The organism is Nitrosospira sp. Nsp14 (assembly GCF_900113575.1).
GTDB lineage: Bacteria > Pseudomonadota > Gammaproteobacteria > Burkholderiales > Nitrosomonadaceae > Nitrosospira.
This window is the reverse complement of the sequence record NZ_FOPV01000005.1, coordinates 60,638-79,929: the sequence shown is the minus strand read 5'-3', so window position 1 is coordinate 79,929 and position 19,292 is coordinate 60,638. Positions and strand designations below refer to the sequence as shown.

At 58.8% G+C, this 19,292-nt stretch carries 13 protein-coding genes and 1 pseudogene; 8 read left to right on the top strand and 6 right to left on the bottom strand.

What is annotated here, in order from left to right:
- Positions 1-14: 14 nt before the first annotated feature.
- Entirely contained in the window at positions 15-5,246 is a 5,232-nt protein-coding gene (locus BM022_RS04755) for a malto-oligosyltrehalose synthase (RefSeq protein ID WP_091137317.1), read from the top strand.
- Between the two features lie 238 nt (positions 5,247-5,484).
- Here the strand turns inward: BM022_RS04755 and BM022_RS15915 are convergent, their stop codons facing one another.
- Both BM022_RS15915 and BM022_RS16350 read right to left on the bottom strand, forming a co-directional pair.
- Positions 5,485-5,607: a hypothetical protein gene (locus BM022_RS15915; RefSeq protein WP_256208935.1), complete on the bottom strand. Its 123-nt coding sequence runs from the start codon at positions 5,605-5,607 to the stop codon at positions 5,485-5,487.
- A 121-nt stretch (positions 5,608-5,728) separates the two neighbouring features.
- Positions 5,729-5,872 (bottom strand): annotated as a pseudogene (locus tag BM022_RS16350) (hypothetical protein); the annotation flags it as partial.
- A gap of 273 nt (positions 5,873-6,145) precedes the next feature.
- Between BM022_RS16350 and BM022_RS04750 the strand changes: the two are divergent.
- The 5 genes from BM022_RS04750 (at position 6,146) to BM022_RS04725 (ending at position 10,600) form a co-directional block, all read left to right on the top strand.
- The gene (locus tag BM022_RS04750) at positions 6,146-7,282 is read left to right on the top strand and encodes an MlaE family ABC transporter permease (RefSeq protein ID WP_256208934.1); all 1,137 of its coding nucleotides are present in this window, start codon (positions 6,146-6,148) and stop codon (positions 7,280-7,282) included.
- Positions 7,279-8,061 carry an ABC transporter ATP-binding protein gene (locus BM022_RS04745; RefSeq protein WP_091137316.1) on the top strand — a complete coding sequence of 261 codons (783 nt, stop codon included), beginning with the start codon at positions 7,279-7,281 and terminating at the stop codon, positions 8,059-8,061. The genes BM022_RS04750 and BM022_RS04745 overlap by 4 nt, the downstream gene beginning before the upstream one ends.
- Entirely contained in the window at positions 8,054-8,980 is a 927-nt protein-coding gene (locus BM022_RS04740; RefSeq protein WP_091137315.1) for an MlaD family protein, read from the top strand. The genes BM022_RS04745 and BM022_RS04740 overlap by 8 nt, the downstream gene beginning before the upstream one ends.
- Positions 8,977-9,543 carry an ABC-type transport auxiliary lipoprotein family protein gene (locus BM022_RS04735; RefSeq protein WP_091137314.1) on the top strand — a complete coding sequence of 189 codons (567 nt, stop codon included), beginning with the start codon at positions 8,977-8,979 and terminating at the stop codon, positions 9,541-9,543. Before BM022_RS04740 ends, BM022_RS04735 begins: the two co-directional genes overlap by 4 nt.
- 349 nt (positions 9,544-9,892) lie before the next feature.
- Positions 9,893-10,600 carry an SDR family NAD(P)-dependent oxidoreductase gene (locus tag BM022_RS04725; RefSeq protein WP_091137312.1) on the top strand — a complete coding sequence of 236 codons (708 nt, stop codon included), beginning with the start codon at positions 9,893-9,895 and terminating at the stop codon, positions 10,598-10,600.
- 894 nt (positions 10,601-11,494) lie between these two features.
- On the opposite strand, the gene glgX is transcribed toward BM022_RS04725, so the two are convergent.
- The 4 genes from glgX to BM022_RS04705 form a co-directional block, all read right to left on the bottom strand.
- The gene (glgX, locus tag BM022_RS04720) at positions 11,495-13,597 is read right to left on the bottom strand and encodes a glycogen debranching protein GlgX (RefSeq protein ID WP_091137310.1); all 2,103 of its coding nucleotides are present in this window, start codon (positions 13,595-13,597) and stop codon (positions 11,495-11,497) included.
- A 155-nt stretch (positions 13,598-13,752) separates the two neighbouring features.
- On the bottom strand, positions 13,753-16,125 hold the full coding sequence (locus tag BM022_RS04715; RefSeq protein WP_091137309.1) for a catalase: 2,373 nt from the start codon (positions 16,123-16,125) through the stop codon (positions 13,753-13,755).
- A gap of 517 nt (positions 16,126-16,642) precedes the next feature.
- On the bottom strand, positions 16,643-17,197 hold the full coding sequence (locus BM022_RS04710) for a carboxypeptidase-like regulatory domain-containing protein (protein WP_091137307.1): 555 nt from the start codon (positions 17,195-17,197) through the stop codon (positions 16,643-16,645).
- 87 nt (positions 17,198-17,284) lie between these two features.
- On the bottom strand, positions 17,285-17,599 hold the full coding sequence (locus tag BM022_RS04705) for a hypothetical protein (RefSeq protein WP_091137306.1): 315 nt from the start codon (positions 17,597-17,599) through the stop codon (positions 17,285-17,287).
- A 337-nt stretch (positions 17,600-17,936) separates the two neighbouring features.
- Between BM022_RS04705 and BM022_RS04700 the strand changes: the two genes are divergently transcribed.
- Together BM022_RS04700 and BM022_RS04695 are read left to right on the top strand one after the other, a co-directional pair.
- Positions 17,937-18,506 carry an HdeD family acid-resistance protein gene (locus BM022_RS04700; RefSeq protein WP_091137446.1) on the top strand — a complete coding sequence of 190 codons (570 nt, stop codon included), beginning with the start codon at positions 17,937-17,939 and terminating at the stop codon, positions 18,504-18,506.
- Positions 18,507-18,713: 207 nt separating this feature from the next.
- Positions 18,714-19,205 (top strand): PRC-barrel domain-containing protein, encoded by a 492-nt coding sequence (locus BM022_RS04695; protein ID WP_218146829.1) that lies wholly within the window; start codon positions 18,714-18,716, stop codon positions 19,203-19,205.
- Positions 19,206-19,292: the final 87 nt, after the last annotated feature.

Here is a 19,292-nt window from a genome sequence, read left to right as displayed (position 1 = left end):
TCCATGGGAACAGCATGAGCAATCCGCTTGATCGGCTAAGCGAACTCTACGGCATACTGCCGGGTTACAACGACATCTGGGGGAATACGCACCGGACCTCGGATCCCGCCAGGCGCGCGCTCCTCAAAGCCATGGACGTGGCGGCGGAGAGCGAAGAAGAGATCGCTGCATCCCTGCTCGTTTTCGAGCGGCGCAGATGGAAACAGCCTCTGCCGCCGGTGCAGGTGCTGCGCGAAACCGTGCCGGCGGCGCAACCCCGCCCCTGCCATATCGCGGTCGCGCTCCCCGTGAGCGAGGACCGGAAGTCCTATCGCTGGCATCTGCGCAGGGAGTCCGGCGGCGAGGACCGGGGCGAATTCATTCCGGAGAAGATGGAAGAGCTCGAGCGCGGCAATCTGGACGGACAGGCGTTTGTGCGCCGGGCCTTGCCGCTGCCTCTCACGCTGGAGCCGGGCTATCACAGGCTGGCCATCGAACGCATGGACGGCGCCGGTGCCGTGGGCGAGATGCAGCTCATCATCGCTCCTGCCACCTGCTACCAGCCGCCCGCCATCCAGGGCGAAGGCCGCGCCTGGGGTTTTGCGCTTCAGCTCTACGGGATGCGCTCGGAACGCAACTACGGCATGGGCGATTTCCGCGATTTGTGGCGCCTGGTGGGTTTCTGCGCGGAAACAGGCGGCAGCACGGTGTTGCTCAACCCGCTCCATGCCCTGTTTCCCGATGCCCCGGAACACGCCAGTCCCTACAGCCCGTCCAGCCGATCCTGGTTCAATTCGCTCTATCTGGACGTTGAGGCGATGGCCGATTTTGACGAGTGCGAAGAAGCGCGCGCGCTGGTGCTGGCGCCGCAAACCCAGGCGCAGTTGCGCGCGCTGCGCGCCACCGATCAGGTGGATTACCGCGGCGTCGCCGAGATGAAAACCAGGGTCTTCGATTGCCTCTACCGGCATTTCCGCAGCCTTCACCTGGACCGGAACACCGAGCGGGGGGAGGCTTTTCGCGCGTTTCAGTCCGAGCATGGCGACAGTCTGCGCAAACAGGCTTTGTTCGAAGCGCTGCAGGCGCACTTTCGTGCCCTGGATGACACCATATGGGGCTGGCCCGCATGGCCGGAAGCCTGGCGCGACCCGGATGCGCCGGAGGTGGCGCAGTTCTGCCACGATCATCTCGACCGTGTGGAATACTTCGAATACCTGCAGTGGCAGGCGCACGCACAGCTGGAAGCGGTCGCCGCGCATTCGCAGGACGCGGGACTAGGCGTGGGCGTGATGGTGGATCTGGCGATCGGCGTGGCGGAAGGGGGAGGCGCCACCTGGACCGACAGGCGTCTGTACGCGCTTGATGCGAGCGTAGGGGCACCTCCCGATGACTTCAACCGTCTCGGCCAGAATTGGGGATTGCCGCCCTGGATTCCCCATCAGCTGACTGCCCACGCCTACGCACCCTACATCGAAATGCTGCGCGCCAATATGCGGTACGCCGGAGCCCTGCGCAAGGACCACATCATGGGTCTGTTCCGCCTGTTCTGGGTAGCGAAGGGATTGCCCGCGAGCGAAGGCGCGTACGTGCGGTATCCGTTCGAGGATATGCTTGGCATACTGGCGCTGGAGAGTCAGCGCAACCGCTGCCTGGTGGTAGGCGAAGACCTCGGAACGGTACCGGACGAGGTGCGTGCGGCGCTTCATCCCATGAATGTCATGTCGACACGCCTGCTGTATTTCGAGCGGCGCGATGACGGCAGGCTGAAGCCTCCGCAGGAATATCCGGTCAATGCCGTGGCGGCGGTGACCACCCATGACCTCCCCACTCTTGCCGGCTACTGGCAAGGAATCGACATCGATCTTCGGGACCGCCAGCACCTGTTCCCGGACGAAGAGGCCCGCAATCGCCAGATCGTGGAGCGGGCTGCGGACCGTGCGCAGCTGCTGGTGGCACTGCAAAGCCAGGGCGTGCTGCCCGTACCGTCCGAAGGCACCGGCCTGCATCAGGTCAGTTTCCCGGAAATGACGGCGGAGCTCGCGGCAGCCGTGTACACCTATCTCGCGCAGGCACCGTCGAAGCTGCTGCTGATGCAGATGGAAGACGGTTTTGGCGTGCGCGAGCAGCCGAATCTCCCCGGCGCGGCCGACCTTGCTGCCTACCCCTGCTGGCGGCTCAAGCTCCCACTCAATCTTGAGGAGTGGCGTCAGAGTCCCTATTTGCAAGGCATTCTCCAGGCGTTCCGGCGTGAACGTCCTCCCATGCGCCCGCTGGGCGGCGGGAGGGGTCTGGGCCAGCCCGGGGTCAGGCTGTCGATTCCCCGCGCTACCTACCGGCTGCAACTGAATCGCGACTTTACCCTGAGGCACGCGGCGCAGCTGATTCCCTACCTGGACGACCTTGGCATCAGCCACTGCTATCTCTCCCCCATTCTCAAGGCGCGCCCCGGCAGCCGTCATGGCTACGATATCACCGACCACAACCGCCTTAACCCGGAGATCGCGACGCGCGAAGGGTTTGCGGCGTTCGCACGCTCCTTGAAACGGCGCGGGATGGGCCAGATCCTGGATGTGGTGCCGAACCACATGTTCGTCGGTGGCGCGGATAATGACTGGTGGCTGGACGTGCTCGAAAACGGGCCGGTATCCCGGTTTGCTGGCTACTTCGATATCGACTGGTATGTCATGGGCGAGCACGTGCCTGGGCGCGTGCTGCTGCCGGTGCTCGGCGACCATTATGGGGACGTACTGGAGAAGGGGCAGTTCAAGTTCGCATATGACGAGAAGGAAGGGTCATTCAGCGTGTTCTATTATGAGCACCGCTTCCCGGTGGACCCGCGCGAATACCCGCGCGTGCTGGGGTTTGGCCTGGAACGCCTGAAGACGCGGCTGGATGAGCAGCATCCTGATTTTCTCGAGCTGCAATCCCTGATGACCGCCTTCAGTCACCTGCCGGCGCGCGACAATATCAACCCCGAGGGGGTTGCGGAGCGAGCACGCGACAAGGAAATACACAAGCGCCATCTGGCTGCGCTGTTCGTCCGCAGCGCGGATATTGCCCAGTTCGTGCGCGAGAATACCGCTACTTTCAACGGCGAGACGCCCGAAGGGGCCAGGAGCCCCAGTCTCCTGCACGACTTGCTCGAAGCGCAGGCCTACCGGCTGGCGTACTGGCGCGCAGCTGCGGACGAAATCAACTACCGCCGCTTCTTCGACGTAAATGAGCTGGCGGCGCTGCGCATGGATAACCCCGAGGTGTTCGAGAATACTCATCGGCTGCTGCGTGAGTTTCTTGCGGCCGGCCTCGTCGACGGGTTGCGCATTGACCATCCCGACGGCTTGTATGCACCCAGGGAATATTTCGGTCGCCTGCAGGCCATGGCGGCTGCGCTGTCTTCACGCGAAGCGCCGAATGTCGGAGATGACGGGGATACTGGGGGCAGCGTCCTGCCGCTGTACATCGTGGTGGAAAAGATTCTCGCTTCGCATGAGTATCTCCCTCCCTCCTGGCCGGTGCATGGCAGCACAGGCTACGACTTTGCCGCCATGTGCACCGGCCTGTTCGTCGACGCCAGCGCCACCAACCGCTTCACCCGCATTTATCACGGTTTCATCAGGGCACGGCTCGACTTTGACGCCATGGGGCGCACGAACAAGCATCTGATCATGAAGCGCGCACTGGCAGGCGAACTGCACGTGCTGGCCACGCAACTTGCGCGCATCGCCAGGGGCGGTCTGCACACCTGCGACTTTACGTTCAATAGCCAGCGCAGCGCTTTGGCTCAGGTCGTGGCCAACTTTCCCGTCTACCGCACCTACGTCGCCGGCTGCGAGAGCGCCGCGGAAGATGTCCGCTATGTGAACTGGGCCGTCGGTGCGGCGAAGAAGCGCAGCAGGGACCCCGATCCCAGTATTTTCGATTTCATTCAGGATGTGCTGCTGGCGCGGGAGGCCAGGGGCAAGGGCGAGGCTTACGAAAACGCGGTATGCGCCTTCGCCATGAAATTCCAGCAGTACACCAGCCCAGTCATGGCCAAGGCGATGGAGGACACCACCTTCTATCAATACAACCGGCTGGTGTCGCTGAACGAAGTCGGCAGCGAGCCGCACCGGTTCGGCGTCTCGGTCCCGGCATTCCACAAGGGCAACCAGGCGCGCGCCGCGCGCTGGCCCCATGCCCTGCTGTCCACCTCCAGCCACGACAACAAGCGCTCGGAAGACGTGCGCGCGCGCATTAGCGTGCTGTCCGAAATACCCGATCAATGGAACCTCGTCCTTGCCCGCTGGCGCAAGCTGAACCGGCGCAATCGTCGCAAGCTGGACGAGATCGCCGCGCCCAGCCGCAATGACGAGTACCTGCTATATCAGACTCTGCTTGGCATATGGCCGTTTGAGCAGCCCGATGAAGCGGCATTGGCGCAATTGCGCGAGCGCGTCGCCGCCTACATGCTCAAGGCCGGGCGCGAGGCAAAAGTGCACAGCTCCTGGATCAACCCGGCCAGCGAGTATGAGGCTGCCACCCAGGATTTCGTGCGCGCGCTGCTCTCCTCCCAGCCGACCAACCTGTTCCTGCCTGACTTTGTACCATTCCAGCAGAAGATCGCGCGGCGGGGGGCCTATAACAGCCTGTCGCAAGTGCTGCTCAAGCTCACCTCGCCCGGGGTGCCGGACATCTACCAGGGCAACGAAATGTGGGACTTCAGCCTGGTGGACCCCGACAACCGGCGTCGGGTGGATTACGTTGCGCGGCGCGCGGCCCTGCGCGCGGTCAGGTCCCTGCATGACAGCGAGGGCGCCGCTGCCTGCGCCCGGCGGCTGCTGGAGAACCTTCCGGACGGCCGCATCAAACTCTACGTGACCTGGAAAACGCTTTCGTTCCGGCGCGAGAACGAGAAGCTTTTCCGTGACGGAAACTATCTCCCCTTGAAAACCGGAGGGCAGCGGACAGAGCACGTTTGTGCCTTCGCGCGGCATGGCGGAAACGACACCCTGCTGGTCGCCGTGCCGCGGCTGATCGACGGGCTCCTGAGGGAGGAAGGAGAAAACGGCGGCATTCCAGTCGGTGAGGGTGTGTGGGGCGACAGCTGGCTTGAGTTGCCGCCGGACGTTGACTATCTTGGCCCGATGCACGCGCAGTGGATCAATGTATTGACCGACGAGATCGTGTCCATCCGGACCCTGGAAGGGGAGAAACGGGGAATCGAACTGGCCGGGCTTTTCCGGACATTCCCCTATGCGCTTCTGCGACCGCATGAGGCGGAGGGATGAGGAGCTCGGTCGTCACACATCAGGTGTGAAAAAACGCGCCTCACACATGGCGGTCGGGATGCCGGTGGGGGCTTGCATAAGGTTTAGTGCGTGGCGAAGCCTACCTACGAAGCGCATGTAGGCAGGAAGGGGTGGGCATTGAGAGCGAAGGAAGCGAAAGCGCGTGATTACTGAATATTTTCGCGGACGCGAAAAAGCGTAGTTCAGGGGCAGGAAAGTCCCGGCCCCTGGCTGGAATTTACTTCAATTCTTCAACGGCAAGCCGGTGGTAGCGGTGTGCAAACTCAAGGGGCACACGCCGGATGACGTTCATTGCACGGTCTGAAGTGAGTTTGTCCGGGAGCATAGATGGGGCTGACATTTACCTCACCCGCCATATACCCGGTTTTGTACCCGGTTCTGAAATTCCGTATTGGAGTTGACCCATTTTCGTTGACGGTTATGGACCTGATTCCCAGGCGTTTTTTGTGGTTTGCTGGGGCTTATTGACACTGGACATCAGATTCAGGAATAGAGGTCGGCGATCTCCTTTCGAAGTTAACAGGTGATAGGTATCCCAGCGCGCTATGACGTCGCCTGGGGTTGTGCCAGCCCTCGACCCAGGTAAACACTGCCAAGCGGGCTTCGGTACGAGTTTTTGCTTATTTTATCAATAACATAAGATCGTTAACTTATTGTTCCATTTTGTCACGCCTTTGTAACTTTGTAATTTTCAGTTTCTACTCTACAAATAGAAAAAGGGCTGAAATTCAGATCGTTAAATTCTGTATGAAGTAACGGTGGGATCATCCATCCAAAGATAATCAGTCGAAACTTCGACCTCCTCGAAAGAGAGACCCGGGACATTTTACGGCATCCAGACTAACCAACTTTGCCGTAACTAAGGGAGAGCATTCTTTATGATTGATAAGGCGATAATCGACACTGAAAAGCCTATGGTGACATTCCCGGAGGGATTCGGTGGCAAGCTGATTGTGCTGGTTGGGCTATGGACTCTGCGCACACTAGCGACAGACCGGGCACTTCGCCAGTCCATTAAAGAACTCGCCGTTGACATGGATAAACAATGGGATATCAGCCGAATCGAACGGCTGGACAGTGCTGCGGCTTTTCTGCTCTGGCAGGCCTGGGGCGAAAAACTGCCCGCGAATCTGATCATGCGCCCGGAACAGCGGCGCTTATTCAAATATTGCCACGACCGTAAAATTCCGACGCCCCACCCCATGCTACCGGATTTTGCCACGGTGTTGCGCTATGGGCAGGTGCCGCTTCAGGGATTTTATCAACACATGCGTGCCTGGCTGACCTTGCTCGGCGGGTTGACTCCTGATTTTGTTTATTTGTTTCGGAATCCCCGCGCCATACCCTATAGGGAAATCTCGTTAACGATTTATAAGGCCGGTGTCAGCGCCCTGGGCGTCACTGCCCTGGTCGGCCTCTTGGTCGGCATCTCGATGAGTTATCTGTCTTCATTGCAACTGCAACGGTTCGGCGCGGAAATTTACATTATCGACCTGCTCGGGCTGAGCATCATACGGGAACTGGGGCCGATGCTTACGGCTATTTTGGTCGCTGGCCGCTCCGGTTCTGCCATGACCGCCGAAATCGGTATCATGCGCGTTACTCAGGAGCTCGACGCTTTGGCGGCGTTGGGTATTTCTCATTCATTGCGGCTGGTTGTGCCGAAAGTGATCGCGTTGGCCATAGCCTTGCCGTTGCTGATCGTCTGGACCGATGTGATGGCCTTGATCGGCGGCATGATCTCGGCGCAACTGACACTGGATATCGGTTACCAGCAATTTCTCGATCGTCTGCCCAAGGCGGTGCCCATCGTTAATTTTTATATCGGTCTAGCCAAGGGGGTTACGTTTGGCATGATGATCGCCATGATCGCCTGTCATTACGGCTTTCTGATCAAGCCCAACACCGAGAGTCTGGGAGATGGAACCACACATTCCGTAGTAACGACAATCACTGTGGTGATTTTGATGGATGCCATATTTTCCATTCTGTTCAAAAATGTGGGGATTCCGTGAAAAAATCTTACGCCGTGGAGCTTGAGCATATTTGGACTTATTTCGGCGAACAATTGATTCATCAGGATATAAGTTTTCGTCTTGAAAACGGCGAAATACTCGGACTGGTGGGTGCATCCGGCAGCGGTAAAACCACTTTGCTGCGCGAGATAATTGGTCTGGAAACACCCAGCCGGGGCAGCCTAAAAGTATTGGGTGAGCCGATCCAGGAAGCCTGCGCTACCGAATGCAGGGAGCGACGCAATCATACCGGCGTATTATTTCAGAACGGGGCATTGTTCAGCGCATTGAACATTTTTGACAATATCGCATTTCCGCTGCGGGAAGTGGATATCGACGACGAGGAACTGATCTCGCAAATGGTGTACATGAAGCTGGCGATGGTAGGACTGAACGCCCGTGACGCCACGCTCAAACCGTCCGAATTGTCCGGCGGTATGGTCAAACGTGCAGCCTTGGCCCGGGCCCTGATTCTGGAGCCGGAATTATTATTATTGGACGAGCCGACTTCAGGACTCGATCCCCTGGCTAGCGAGGCTTTCGTCACCCTGTTGCGGCAACTGCATCAGGAGCTTGATTTCACAGTGGTCATGATCACGCACGACTTGGATATCTTGCGGGATTTATGCCTCAAAGTAGGGGTACTGGCAGACCATCGGCTGGTCGCGTTCGACACACTGGATAAGGTGCTCGCCTGCGATCATCCTTTTGTTCAGGAATTCTTTCATAACAACCGCGCACAACGGATATTCAGTTCATTGGAGGCAGGTCATGGGTAAAGACAGCCATGCTTTAGTGACCGGATTGTTCATGGTAACGCTAATCGTCAGCATTGTCGTCATTGTCATCTGGCTCAGTGATGTCGAGCGTCAAACGCAAACCTATGTGGCCGCGACCCGCGGCTCGGTGACCGGGCTCAGGACCGGTTCCACCGTTTATTACCGTGGTATCGACGTTGGCAAGGTCAGCGCAGTGCGTTTCGACACAAATGATCCCAGCATGATCGTCGTACCAATGGAAGTGGATGACAGGGTGCAATTAAACCACGGCGTTTATGCGACATTGGAGTTTCAGGGCGTGACCGGATTGACGCAAATAGCCCTCAAAGATAGCGGCGACAATCCTGAACCGCTGCCGAGCGGCAGCTCTCCGGACACCCGCATTCCGATCAAGCCCTCCTTTATCGATCGGTTGTCGGTTGCAGGTGAGGATACGGTCAATGAAACCCATGAACTCATGCTCAGGCTGAATCAGCTCCTGGACAAAAATAATATCCAGCAAATGAAACAGATTCTGAGCAATATTGAAGCCGCCACGAGCCGGTTCAGCGCATTGCAGAACAGCGCCGACAAAGCGCTGGCCCAAGTGCCGGCATTAACGGCGGATGCACGGCACGCGCTGTCCGAGGTGAATGAACTGACCGATGAATTCAAGCAGTTAAGCCAACAAATGCGGCAAGAACTGACAGTGCTTTCCAGGCAATCGGGCGACCTGATGCAAACTGGCGCTTCCGTAGGTCAGCAACTGCTGCAAACAACCATGCCGAGAGCCAACACCCTCATGCTGCAGATGCAGGCCGCCGTACATCGTTTCGATCGCGTGGCGACGATGCTTGAAGCCGATCCGCAAGCGTTTCTGCTGGGGGCCGAACCCTTGTCACCAGGACCCGGCGAGCCGGGTTTCAAGGCATCGCAATGAAACGATCACCTTGCTTGATAGCGATAACATTGATGGCAACGGTTTCCGCCTGCAGCATCGGTGCCAACCACGGCTTGCCGGTAAGTCACGATCTAGGCCCGATTGCAATATCTACCGCCCGGGATGCTGCAGTTACGCTCGATGCTCCTGTCTGGCTGTGGGATGAGCGGATACGCTACCGCCTGCTTTACAAAGACGCAACCGCCATCCGTTATTACAATCTGGATCGCTGGGAAGCGCCGTTCCCAGCTTTATTGGAACGTCGCCTGACTATAAACGGCAAACGGCCGTTCACGGTACAGATAAATCTGACGCAGTTCGAACAACAATTTGAAACCTCTAATCAGGCGCGCGTTGTCATGAGCCTGATGGTTAGCGTCTTCGCAACGAAAGACCATCGGCTGATCGCCGATCGCTCGTTTAATCTGTCGCAAAACACTGCTTCGCCGGATGCAACCGGGGCAATCGCGGGCTTCGTCACATTGACCGAGCAGGCTAAAACTGACATTCAAGCCTGGCTGGAGACTTTGTCCGATGCGGAGAGCGCTGAACTGCCGCCTTGACCCGACTTGTGTAATAGAGGGCGCTGTTGCAAAAAGGAGCGGGCCAGTTCCAACAGGTACGATTCCTTCTGCATGATAATCGCCTTGTAGCGGCTCTGGAAGACATGCCCCACCCGTCCATGCCAGCGATTAAAACGCTGGGTGTAAACTCCGTTTAATTGCCGCATGCCGTGCTGCATCGCATACGTTAATGCGAAACCCGGTTTAGAGTTGGCTCGCAACGGATCAGTCCGGACGCAAAAGGATGAGAGAAGTCGCGATACTCAGTCTAGACGGGGGGCTATTTGTCCGTTAAGGTATGAACAGATCCGAAGGGCTGCTCAGACATTGATCGAGGAAGGAGTTCGCGATGAAGGAACGCAAACCCGTAGCCGTCGTGGCTGGAGCGGGACCAGGCAACGGTGCCGCGCTCGCCCGGCGCTTCGCGGACGGCGGGTACGCCGTCGCGCTGCTCGCGCGCAACGGCGCGAAGATCGCTGGCCTCGCTGAGCAGATCGATGGCGCCGTCGCCTATGCGTGCGACGTGAGCGATCCTGCCTCTGTTGGCACGGTATTCGACACGATCACGGCAGACTTTGGCGCCGTGGACGTCCTGCTCTTCAACGCAGGCTCCGGCGTGTTCAAATCGGTCGAGGAGATCACGGCCGCCGAGTTCGAGGCCGCATGGCGTGTCAACGCCTATGGCTCACTGCTCTGCTCCCAAGCCGTCATCCCAGCGATGAAAGCACGGGGTTCGGGCACCATCCTCTTCACCGGGGCGACGGCATCGCTGCGGGGCGGAAAGAGGACGGCGGCGTTCGCGCCGGCAAAGGCCGCGCAGCGCAGTCTGGCTGAATCGATGGCTCGCACGCTTTGGCCGGCGGGAATCCATGTTGGGTTGCTGATAGTGGACGGCGTGGTCGACCTTCCCGGAACGCGGCAGGCGATGCCCGACAAAGAGGACGACTTCTTCGTGGACCCCGCAGGGGTGGCGGAGACGGCCTGGTTCCTGGCGCATCAGGACCGCCGGGCGTGGAGCTTCGAGGTCGAGGCACGTCCCTTCGGCGAGCGCTGGTAGCCGGCCGGCACAGAAACTGACAACGAAAGGCTTCCCATGGCGCACTGGGCACGACACCACGCTGCTACGCCGATTTCGCGCGGAAACCGCCAGCGCCTGGGGGCGTCCGTCCCCGCTGCCGATTGGGGAGATACGCCGTGACCCTATCCTGATCTCACGAACCGCTCGCTCGCCGGCCATACGGCGATGGTCACCGGCGGCGCCATCGGCATCGGCGACCTCGATGCCCACAAGGCCACAGACCGCCGCCATGCTGTCGGGTGATGGTGTCCACCTCGGCGCCGCACTCAACGACTACCGCGAAGCAACCGCCATCACTTCCTTGCATGGGAAAAAAACGCGGTCGTCGGGCTCATACCCGCCCGACCCGTGCTTCGCTATGCATCACCGCACAAAAAAACTACGAAAGGGAGCGCGCGAATTATGCCTTAGGCGCAACTGCGTGGAGTTGGGAATAGATAACGCTTGCCCAATCCCTGCAAGCTTTCTTGCTAACGAGATTGTGCGAGACCAGTTTTTTTTCACAGCCTGACATGCAAAGTGCGCTGGCGTACCGAAAATATTTAAATCATTTCCTAAAATGGTGTCGTGTTTTCGCGAAACGTGTAAGAAACGTGAAAGCGTGAAAACGTGACCTCCGTCATGCAAGTTTTAAAGGCTCAAGTCACGAGTTCCTTAAATCCTTCATAGGAGAACCATCATGGCTCGATATTTAATTGCCTGGCTGCTAGGCGTACCAGCGATTGTTTTATTGTTTATTTATCTCTTGTAAGCCGGGCGTAGGGCAAGCCTAAGCCCTCCCGTAAACTACTGAAGCGCGAAAAGCGTAAACCCAGCCATCCGGCTGGGTTTACGCTTCAGGGTGCCGCAAAAGATGGTTTAATGTACGCAGGCTTATGAAGCCTGCCGCTGCAGCAGCACGAACGACCGCTGCACGACCGACAGGGTAGCGCCGGCTTCGAGCGCGGCCCCATCTTCCGACCATCCTTCCGCCGTATCGAACACTTTCAGCCAGCGCATGCCCCAGCGGTTGGGCGGCAGGATGAAATCCACGTCTTCGAAGTGCGCGTTGAAGATCAGGTAGAAGCTGTCGTCCGTGACCGGTTCACCCCGAGCATTGGGGTTGGGAAAATTTTCCCCGTTGATGAAAATCCCCAGGCTGTGCACCACCCCTCCCTCCCATAACTGCTCGCTCGCCTGCTCGCCGCGCGGATCGAACCAGGCGATGTCGTCCTTGCCCTCGCCGTGAATGGCCTGCCCCTGGAACCAGCGGCGGCGGCGAAAGACGGGGTGAGCGCGGCGGAACTGAATCAGGCGGCGGACGAAGTCCCGCAGGTTCTTGTCTACATTGTCCCAGTCCAGCCAGGAGATTTCGTTATCCTGGCAGTAGGCATTATTGTTTCCCCGCTGAGTGCGGCCTGCCTCGTCCCCCGCGACCAGCATCGGGACGCCCTGGGACAGCATCAAAGTGGCCAGAAAATTGCGTTGCTGTCGGACCCGCAGGGCGAGCACGCCGGGATCAGTGGTCTCACCCTCGATACCGCAGTTCCAGGAGCGGTTATCGTCGCTGCCATCGCGGTTGTCCTCGCCGTTGGCCTCATTATGTTTCTCGTTGTAGGACACCAGGTCGCGCAGTGTGAAACCGTCGTGCGCGGTGACGAAGTTGATGCTGGCGAACGGACGGCGCGAATTGCCCGCGTAGAGGTCGGGGCTGCCGGTGAAGCGATAGGCGAACTCGGTCAAGGTGGGTTCCCGCGTCCGCCAGAAGTTGCGTATGCAGTCGCGGTACTTGCCGTTCCATTCGGACCAGCCCGACGGGAAGTTGCCAACCTGGTACCCGCCTTCGCCCAGGTCCCAGGGTTCGGCGATCAGCTTCACCTGGTTCGTGACCGGGTCCTGCTGGATGATATCGAAAAAGGCATTCAGCATCTGTACCTCGTGCAGTTCGCGCGCCAGGGCGGAAGCCAGGTCGAAGCGAAAACCGTCCACGTGCATTTCCAGCACCCAGTACCGCAGTGAATCCATGATCAGTTGCAACACGTGGGGCTGGCGCATGTTGAGGCAGTTGCCGGTGCCGGTGTAATCCCGGTAGTAGCGCCGGTCTTCCATCAACTGGTAGTAATAGGCGTTATCAATCCCGCGCAGGCTCAGCACCGGACCCATGTGATTGCCTTCGCCGGTGTGGTTGTAGACCACATCGAGAATGACCTCGATACCGGCCTGGTGCAGCGCTTTTACCATCTGTTTGAACTCCGCGGCGGCGGCGCCCGGCCGCTTGTCGGCGGCATACGCGCCGTGCGGGGCGAAGTAGCAGATGGAGTTATAGCCCCAGTAGTTGCTCAACCCCTGGTCCAACAGGTGCTTGTCGTTCACGAAATAGTGCACCGGCATCAGCTCGACAGCAGTGATGCCGAGTTTCTTCAGGTATTCAATCGACTCGGAATGAGCGAGCCCCGCGTATGTACCGCGCAATTCGCGCGGAATGTCGGGGTGCCGTGCAGTAAAACCCTTTACATGCGTCTCATAGATAATCGTTTCGTTCCAGGGCCGTTGCAACTGACGATCGCCAGTCCAGTCGAAGAATGGCTGGTGGACGATGCAGCGGGGCATGAAGGGGGCGCTGTCCCGACCATTGGATACCTCGGGGTCGGAATTGAAATGATAGGGAAATACAGCTTCGTCCCACGCAATATCGCCATAGACGCCCTTTGCATAGGGGTCGAGCAGGAGCTTCGCGGGATTGCACCGGTTGCCCTGCTCCGGCGCCCATGGGCCGTGCACCCGGAAGCCGTAGCGCTGCCCCGGTTCCACGCCAGGGAGATAGCCATGCCAGCAGTGGCCCGTGACCTCCGGCAATGCCACCCGCGTTTCGCGGCCTGCCTCATCGAAGAGGCACAACTCGACACGCTCGGCCACTTCGGAAAATACCGAAAAGTTCGTCCCCGCGCCATCATAGGTCGCGCCGAGCGGATAGGGGGTGCCAGGCCAGACTTTCACTGGAGCAGCAGGCGCCCGGGCCAAGGATGATTACATCGCATGCTGCAATGATAACAGTCTTCAACGGCCCTGTTGAGTTCGTCCAGCGCCCGATTCCCGCGCGCCCCATCCCGCAAAGCCGCCGTCGCGCCAGCGAAGATTTGTTCAGTGCTTCCCTAGACCTGGGGAGGGTCAGTCTCCCTGGCAAAATGCCTGTGAGCGGCGATTGCCTCCACGAAGTGCGGCAGGACCTCCCCGAAATTGTCCTCCTGGAAGTAAAGCACGCCCGAATCGAGCTCGCCCGACGGAAGCACCAGCTTTACGCCCGCACGCTCGGCCACAGCCCTGCCATTGCCCAGTACCAGGATCGGCTTGCAATGACGGTATTGCTGCCCGATAAATTCGAGTACCGGGCCGGCATTGGCGAAAACCTTCACCATATCCTCGTGCCCACCGGGCACAACCACCGCGTCGAACAGCACGGAGGGCATTGCCTCTGCCGTCGCATCGACCTCGATCTGGTTTCCGTCCGTGCTTTGCACCCGTCCCAGGCGCAGGCCGACAAAACGGGGCACAGCCTCCTCTCTGGCTAGCCCGGCATGGATTGCTCTCGCGCTCTGGCCGTTCACCCCATCCGCTACCAGGATTGCCACCCTGCGCGTGCGGATCGTGCGCTCCCCCGGCCGGGCGAAAAGCGAAAGCGCGGGAGAGGATTCGACCTCGGGCACGACTTTGGTTTGCAGGGCCCGGGGCTGCGCTGGCGGCAGGTCGATTCCCAGTCCCAGTGCGACCGCTTCCGCGAGTTCCTGTGCAACGTTCCTCAGCACGGACACCATGCGCTGCCGTATCGCCGGTGTTTGCACGCGCGTCAGCTCAAAGCGGAAAGCCCGGACGATGTGCGCCTTTTCCACTGGTGTCTGGCTATTCCAGAACAATGTTGCCTGCGTGTAATGGTCTGCGAACCGCTCCGGATTGCCGCGCACCTTGTCCCCACCCATGGGCTCCCGAAAGGAACTGAAACCGGCTGCTCCGGCCTGGAACGGACAGCCACCGCCCAGGGAATTCGGCTCATAGGCGACGCGGCCGCGGTTGATGGTTTGACGGTGCATGCCGTCGCGCTGGTTGTTATGGGCCTGCGCAACCGGCGAATTGATGGGGATTTCATGGAAATTGGGCCCACCGAGGCGGGATATCTGGGTATCCACATACGAGTGGATACGTCCCGCCAGTAGTGGGTCATTGGTGAAATCGAGCCCGGGCACGATGTGCGCGGCGCAGAAGGCCACCTGCTCCGTTTCCGCGAAAAAATTGTCCGGGTTGCGGTTGAGTACCATTTTCCCCACCACCCGGACCGGAACCAGCTCTTCCGGGACGATCTTGGTGGCGTCGAGCACGTCGAAGCTGAATCCTTCCGCCTGGGCCTCGGTAAAAATCTGCACGCCGAGCTCATATTCCGGAAATGCGCCGCATTCAATGGCTTCCCAAAGGTCGCGGCGGTGGAAATCCGGATCGGCTCCGCTGATCTTGACCGCTTCGTCCCAGTCGAGCGAATGCGTCCCGGCTAGCGGACGCCAGTGAAACTTCACGAAATGCGAGCTGCCATCCGCAGCGAGCAGGCGGAAAGTGTGCACGCCGAAACCCTGCATCATGCGGTAGCTGCGCGGAATCGCCCGGTCCGACATGACCCACATCATCATATGGGCCGACTCGGGCATCAGCGAAATGAAATCCCACAAGGTGTCATGTGCGGTGGAGGCTTGCGGCATCCCGAAATGGGGCTCGGGTTTTGCCGCGTGCACCAGGTCCGGAAACTTTATCGCGTCCTGGATAAAAAATACCGGAATATTGTTTCCCACCAGGTCCCAGTTGCCTTCGTCGGTATAGAACTTGACCGCAAAGCCCCGCACGTCGCGCGCGGTATCCGCCGAACCGCGCTCCCCTATCACGGTGGAGAAACGCACAAAAACCGGCGTTCTCTTGCCCTCTTCGGCAAACAGCGACGCCCGCGTGTATCGCTCCAGCGACTCATAACATTCAAAATACCCATGCGCGGCGGAGCCGCGCGCGTGCACGATGCGCTCGGGTATGCGCTCATGGTCGAAATGCGTAATCTTCTCGCGCAGGATGAAATCCTCCAGCAGCGCCGGGCCTCGCAATCCAGCTTTCAATGAATGCTGGTTGTCCGCCACCGGCACCCCCTGATTGGTGGTCAGTGCACGGCCGCTGGAGTCGGCGCGCACCCGGTCGAGCGACTCGTTGGCGGCATTGAAGCCCACTTGCGGCTCCCCCGCGCCAGTCTTGTCGGAGCTGGTGTCTTCCGTCAAGGTGCTGCCGGTCACACTAGGGTCAGGGGGCTCCATTGCCTGCCCTTTTTCCGGCGCAGCAGAAACTTCTCCGTACTCAAGTGCCTTATTAGCATTGTATGGCATGGCCGCGGTGAGTTCCTGCGTCGCGGCCTGCTTGGCGGTAAACTCGTTTGCTGGGGCTCCTTCTGGGCGGGAAGGGCCGCTCACGGTCGAACGATTATCAGAGTCATTAACGGGATCCATGGGATTCTTTTCCTTTTTGACAGATGGATAGATGGATTGAAACTACGAGGCGGATTTGCCACACATAGGCAAATACAACAAGAATGGGGTCTTTTTCCTTCTCATTCCGTGCGGAATCGTACATTCCTAGCTTGCCCTAATTTCATCTGCGTCTTATCTACGTCAACCTGCGGCAATCTGCCCCTATCTCCCATGAATGCTCCGGCGCGCTTTTGATTCCTGATCCATCCGAAGAGACGGACAATTACCAAGGGTCACGTACGGGCGCCCCTTTCCTCCATGTGTTATGTGCCGTGGCGTACGGAACCCCCGCAAGCAGCGGGCATATGCTTCGGTCTCCACGGGTTTCCATGCCGGCACCCATTCCGCGGTCATTTCACACGCTCGGTTTCAAGACCCACTGAAAAGATCAACCACACCAGGGCAACACTTCTCGCCGCGAACGAATGCCGACAATGATTGACATGGCTGCCTGATCATCGGCGGAGGACCGGGAGCGTGCCTGCCCCCCCACCGATTACTCTGGGTTCCTTTGTCCTTGTCCTTGTCCTTCCCTGAGCTGGCTCGGCCATACGAGGACCACCTTTCTGTTCTGGCCTTTTTCCAGCTTCAGATGACGATGCAGCGTCACGGATTCATAAATCGCATCCAGGGAGTATCTGCCCGGAGCAAGCCTGATCAACATATAAGGTCCCTCCGCGGTCGCATCCAGGACGGTATTTCCAGACTTGTCCTTAATGGTGACCTGTACATCGCTGAGGTACTGGGCGCGCCCGTCGCTGGTCTGGGCAAACTCAAGCATCAGTGGCCAAGCGCGCCCTTCCTTCTTCATGGCCTCGGATTCATCCTGTCCGACTCCCCCGGTTACGAATTCCGTTTGGCCCTGCAACTGAATCGCCGGGAGCGAAGGGCTTACAGCGGGGGATTCGGCCGTGGACGCAGCCTCCTGGGCAAAGCTTGGAGCCGCTATCATCGAAGCGGCGGCGATAATCGCCGGAATTAAAGTGCGAAGCATCATTTGAGCTATTTTCAACGGTTGCATGGGATCATTCTCCGCGATTAATTGAGTCATGGGCGGTGGCATGGATCTGGCCGTAGCTGTTCGTGTTCTCCACGATCTGCCCGAGTCAGCAAGACACGTATGATCGGCTCCCGCGTATCAAGGTTTCGGTTTTTCCTTTTTTCGCGCCTGCTCCGGCACATTCGAACTTGGTCCGGACCCGGGTACATCGGATTTGACAATATCAGAGGGGATGCCGCGGCGATCGGTATCTTTCAGTCCATGCCGGGTGTTTTCCGCCGCCTGCCCGATCACGGCACGAGACATCTCGTTTTCGTTCGGCTGGCTCGTGCCCACGGATTTCGTGGTCTGATCGCGCTCGTGCGGCAGGAGCGTCTCCTCCGCCGACACTGCGGGATTGAGGGGTTTCTGCTCGGAATCCGGGCCTGGGAGCTCGACGCGCTCAGTCAGCATGCCGGTTTCCTTGCGCGGTCCTGATTTTGAAGATGGTTTGTTGCGTGAATTGGACATTAGGGTACTCGCTCTGCTCATTAATCGATCTGCTCAATCATTATGTGACAGGAATGATGCTAACAAAAAACATCAAAAAAAAATATTGCCAAAAAAAACATCGCCAGCACTCGCCACCCACTCGCTTAAGCGCCTCGGCAAATACGCGCCCATACGCTGCCATACCCCCTGTACGGCGAGAGAGACGGGGAATTTGGCTATGTTCGGTACCGAACGGCAATCGCCTCCCCTGAATCGCCACCATTCGCCGCTCGTACTATCAACAACCGGAGGTGTCATCATGCAAAACTTGCTTTCCGACTCGTGGAAGGGATTGGCGTGGCGCGGCGCCGTTTCCCTGCTGTTCGGCATCCTCGCGGCGATCTGGCCCGGGCTTACCCTGCTTTGGCTGATGGCCCTGTTCGCGGCTTATGCGTTTATCGGCGGATTTGCATCAGCCAGCGCTGCGATAAAAAACCGGCACACCAACAGCGATTGGTGGTTGCTGCTGCTCCTTGGCCTGATGACGGTGGCCGCAGGTGCGGTTGCGATAATTTATCCAAACCTCACAGCGGTATTCCTGGTGCTTTTGATTGGCGCGACTGCCCTGGCGAGCGGATTGGTCGATATCATCATGGCCATTCGCTTGCGCAAGGTCATCGAGGGTGAAGCGTTATTATTTCTCAATGGCATCGTTTCTGTCGCCTTCGGGGTATTTGTGTTTTTCTTCCCCGGTGCCGGAGCACTGGCCCTGGTGTGGCTGATCAGCATCTACGCCATTTTTTCAGGCGTGCTGCTGCTTGCGCTGGCTTGGCGCGCGCGAGGCTGGGCCGAGGGTCACGGCACACCGCCCAGCACTCTTCCCGCGTAAGCTTGGTTGCCGGAGTCTCACCGGGGTTGCCAGAGCGCTATCGGCACCGGCAAAGCATAAAGGGATAAAGGGAACACCGCAAAAGGGAACTCTATTGGGAAGACGCTCGGTTCGGTATGAGACACGTATATAAGGTTGGGGCGTCAACCGTCAGCGCTGCCAGCCATGCTGGTGCATTTCAGGAACGAACTTCAATAGGAGCAAACCATGAACTGGAAACCCGTAAAAACGTTCGTCATATGCGCTGCTTGCAGCGTTGCATTGATGGGGGGCGCGATGGCCCAGCAGCAAAAGGACAAGCCTGCAGAAAAGGATAAGGGCTCGGAATCCAAAACGAAAGAAGAGAAGGCGTTGATGCCTCCCGCGGTGGCCGGCAAGGTCATCCTTGGTATCGAGGTAATCGAGGCTGATCTCGTTGCCACGGGTTGGCGCGCCTCCAAGCTGATCGGCCTAACCGTACACAACGAGTTCGATGAAAAAATCGGCAAAATCGAGGACGTGATTACCACTCCCAAGGGAGACCTGTCGGTGGCAGTTATCGAGGTAGGAACCTTCCTCGGCCTTGCCAAACACCGGGTCGCCATTCCCATACGCCAGTTCGAACGCCTCGCGCCAAAGGCGATCCTCCCCGGAGCAACGAAGACCGCATTGAAAAACATGCCAAAGTTTGAGTACGGCGCTTACGTTCCGGCTCCATGACTCATCCCGCCAGTTCAAACACATTTTCAATAACGAAGCGCTACGATCGTCCGTCCGGACTGATGGAGCCCGTTGTTGTCCGTTTGA

What these genes read in the sequence shown, in the direction of transcription:
- BM022_RS04705 (WP_091137306.1), bottom strand. Translation starts at nt 17,599, where the DNA reads ATGCTGACTGAGCGCGTCGAGCTCCCAGGCCCGGATTCCGAGCAGAAA.
- BM022_RS04725 (WP_091137312.1), top strand. Translation starts at nt 9,893, where the DNA reads ATGAAGGAACGCAAACCCGTAGCCGTCGTGGCTGGAGCGGGACCAGGC.
- BM022_RS04755 (WP_091137317.1), top strand. Translation starts at nt 15, where the DNA reads ATGAGCAATCCGCTTGATCGGCTAAGCGAACTCTACGGCATACTGCCG.
- BM022_RS04740 (WP_091137315.1), top strand. Translation starts at nt 8,054, where the DNA reads ATGGGTAAAGACAGCCATGCTTTAGTGACCGGATTGTTCATGGTAACG.
- BM022_RS15915 (WP_256208935.1), bottom strand. Translation starts at nt 5,607, where the DNA reads ATGTCAGCCCCATCTATGCTCCCGGACAAACTCACTTCAGACCGTGCA.
- BM022_RS04695 (WP_218146829.1), top strand. Translation starts at nt 18,714, where the DNA reads ATGAACTGGAAACCCGTAAAAACGTTCGTCATATGCGCTGCTTGCAGC.
- BM022_RS04750 (WP_256208934.1), top strand. Translation starts at nt 6,146, where the DNA reads ATGATTGATAAGGCGATAATCGACACTGAAAAGCCTATGGTGACATTC.
- BM022_RS04735 (WP_091137314.1), top strand. Translation starts at nt 8,977, where the DNA reads ATGAAACGATCACCTTGCTTGATAGCGATAACATTGATGGCAACGGTT.
- BM022_RS04710 (WP_091137307.1), bottom strand. Translation starts at nt 17,197, where the DNA reads ATGACTCAATTAATCGCGGAGAATGATCCCATGCAACCGTTGAAAATA.
- BM022_RS04700 (WP_091137446.1), top strand. Translation starts at nt 17,937, where the DNA reads ATGCAAAACTTGCTTTCCGACTCGTGGAAGGGATTGGCGTGGCGCGGC.
- BM022_RS04715 (WP_091137309.1), bottom strand. Translation starts at nt 16,125, where the DNA reads ATGGATCCCGTTAATGACTCTGATAATCGTTCGACCGTGAGCGGCCCT.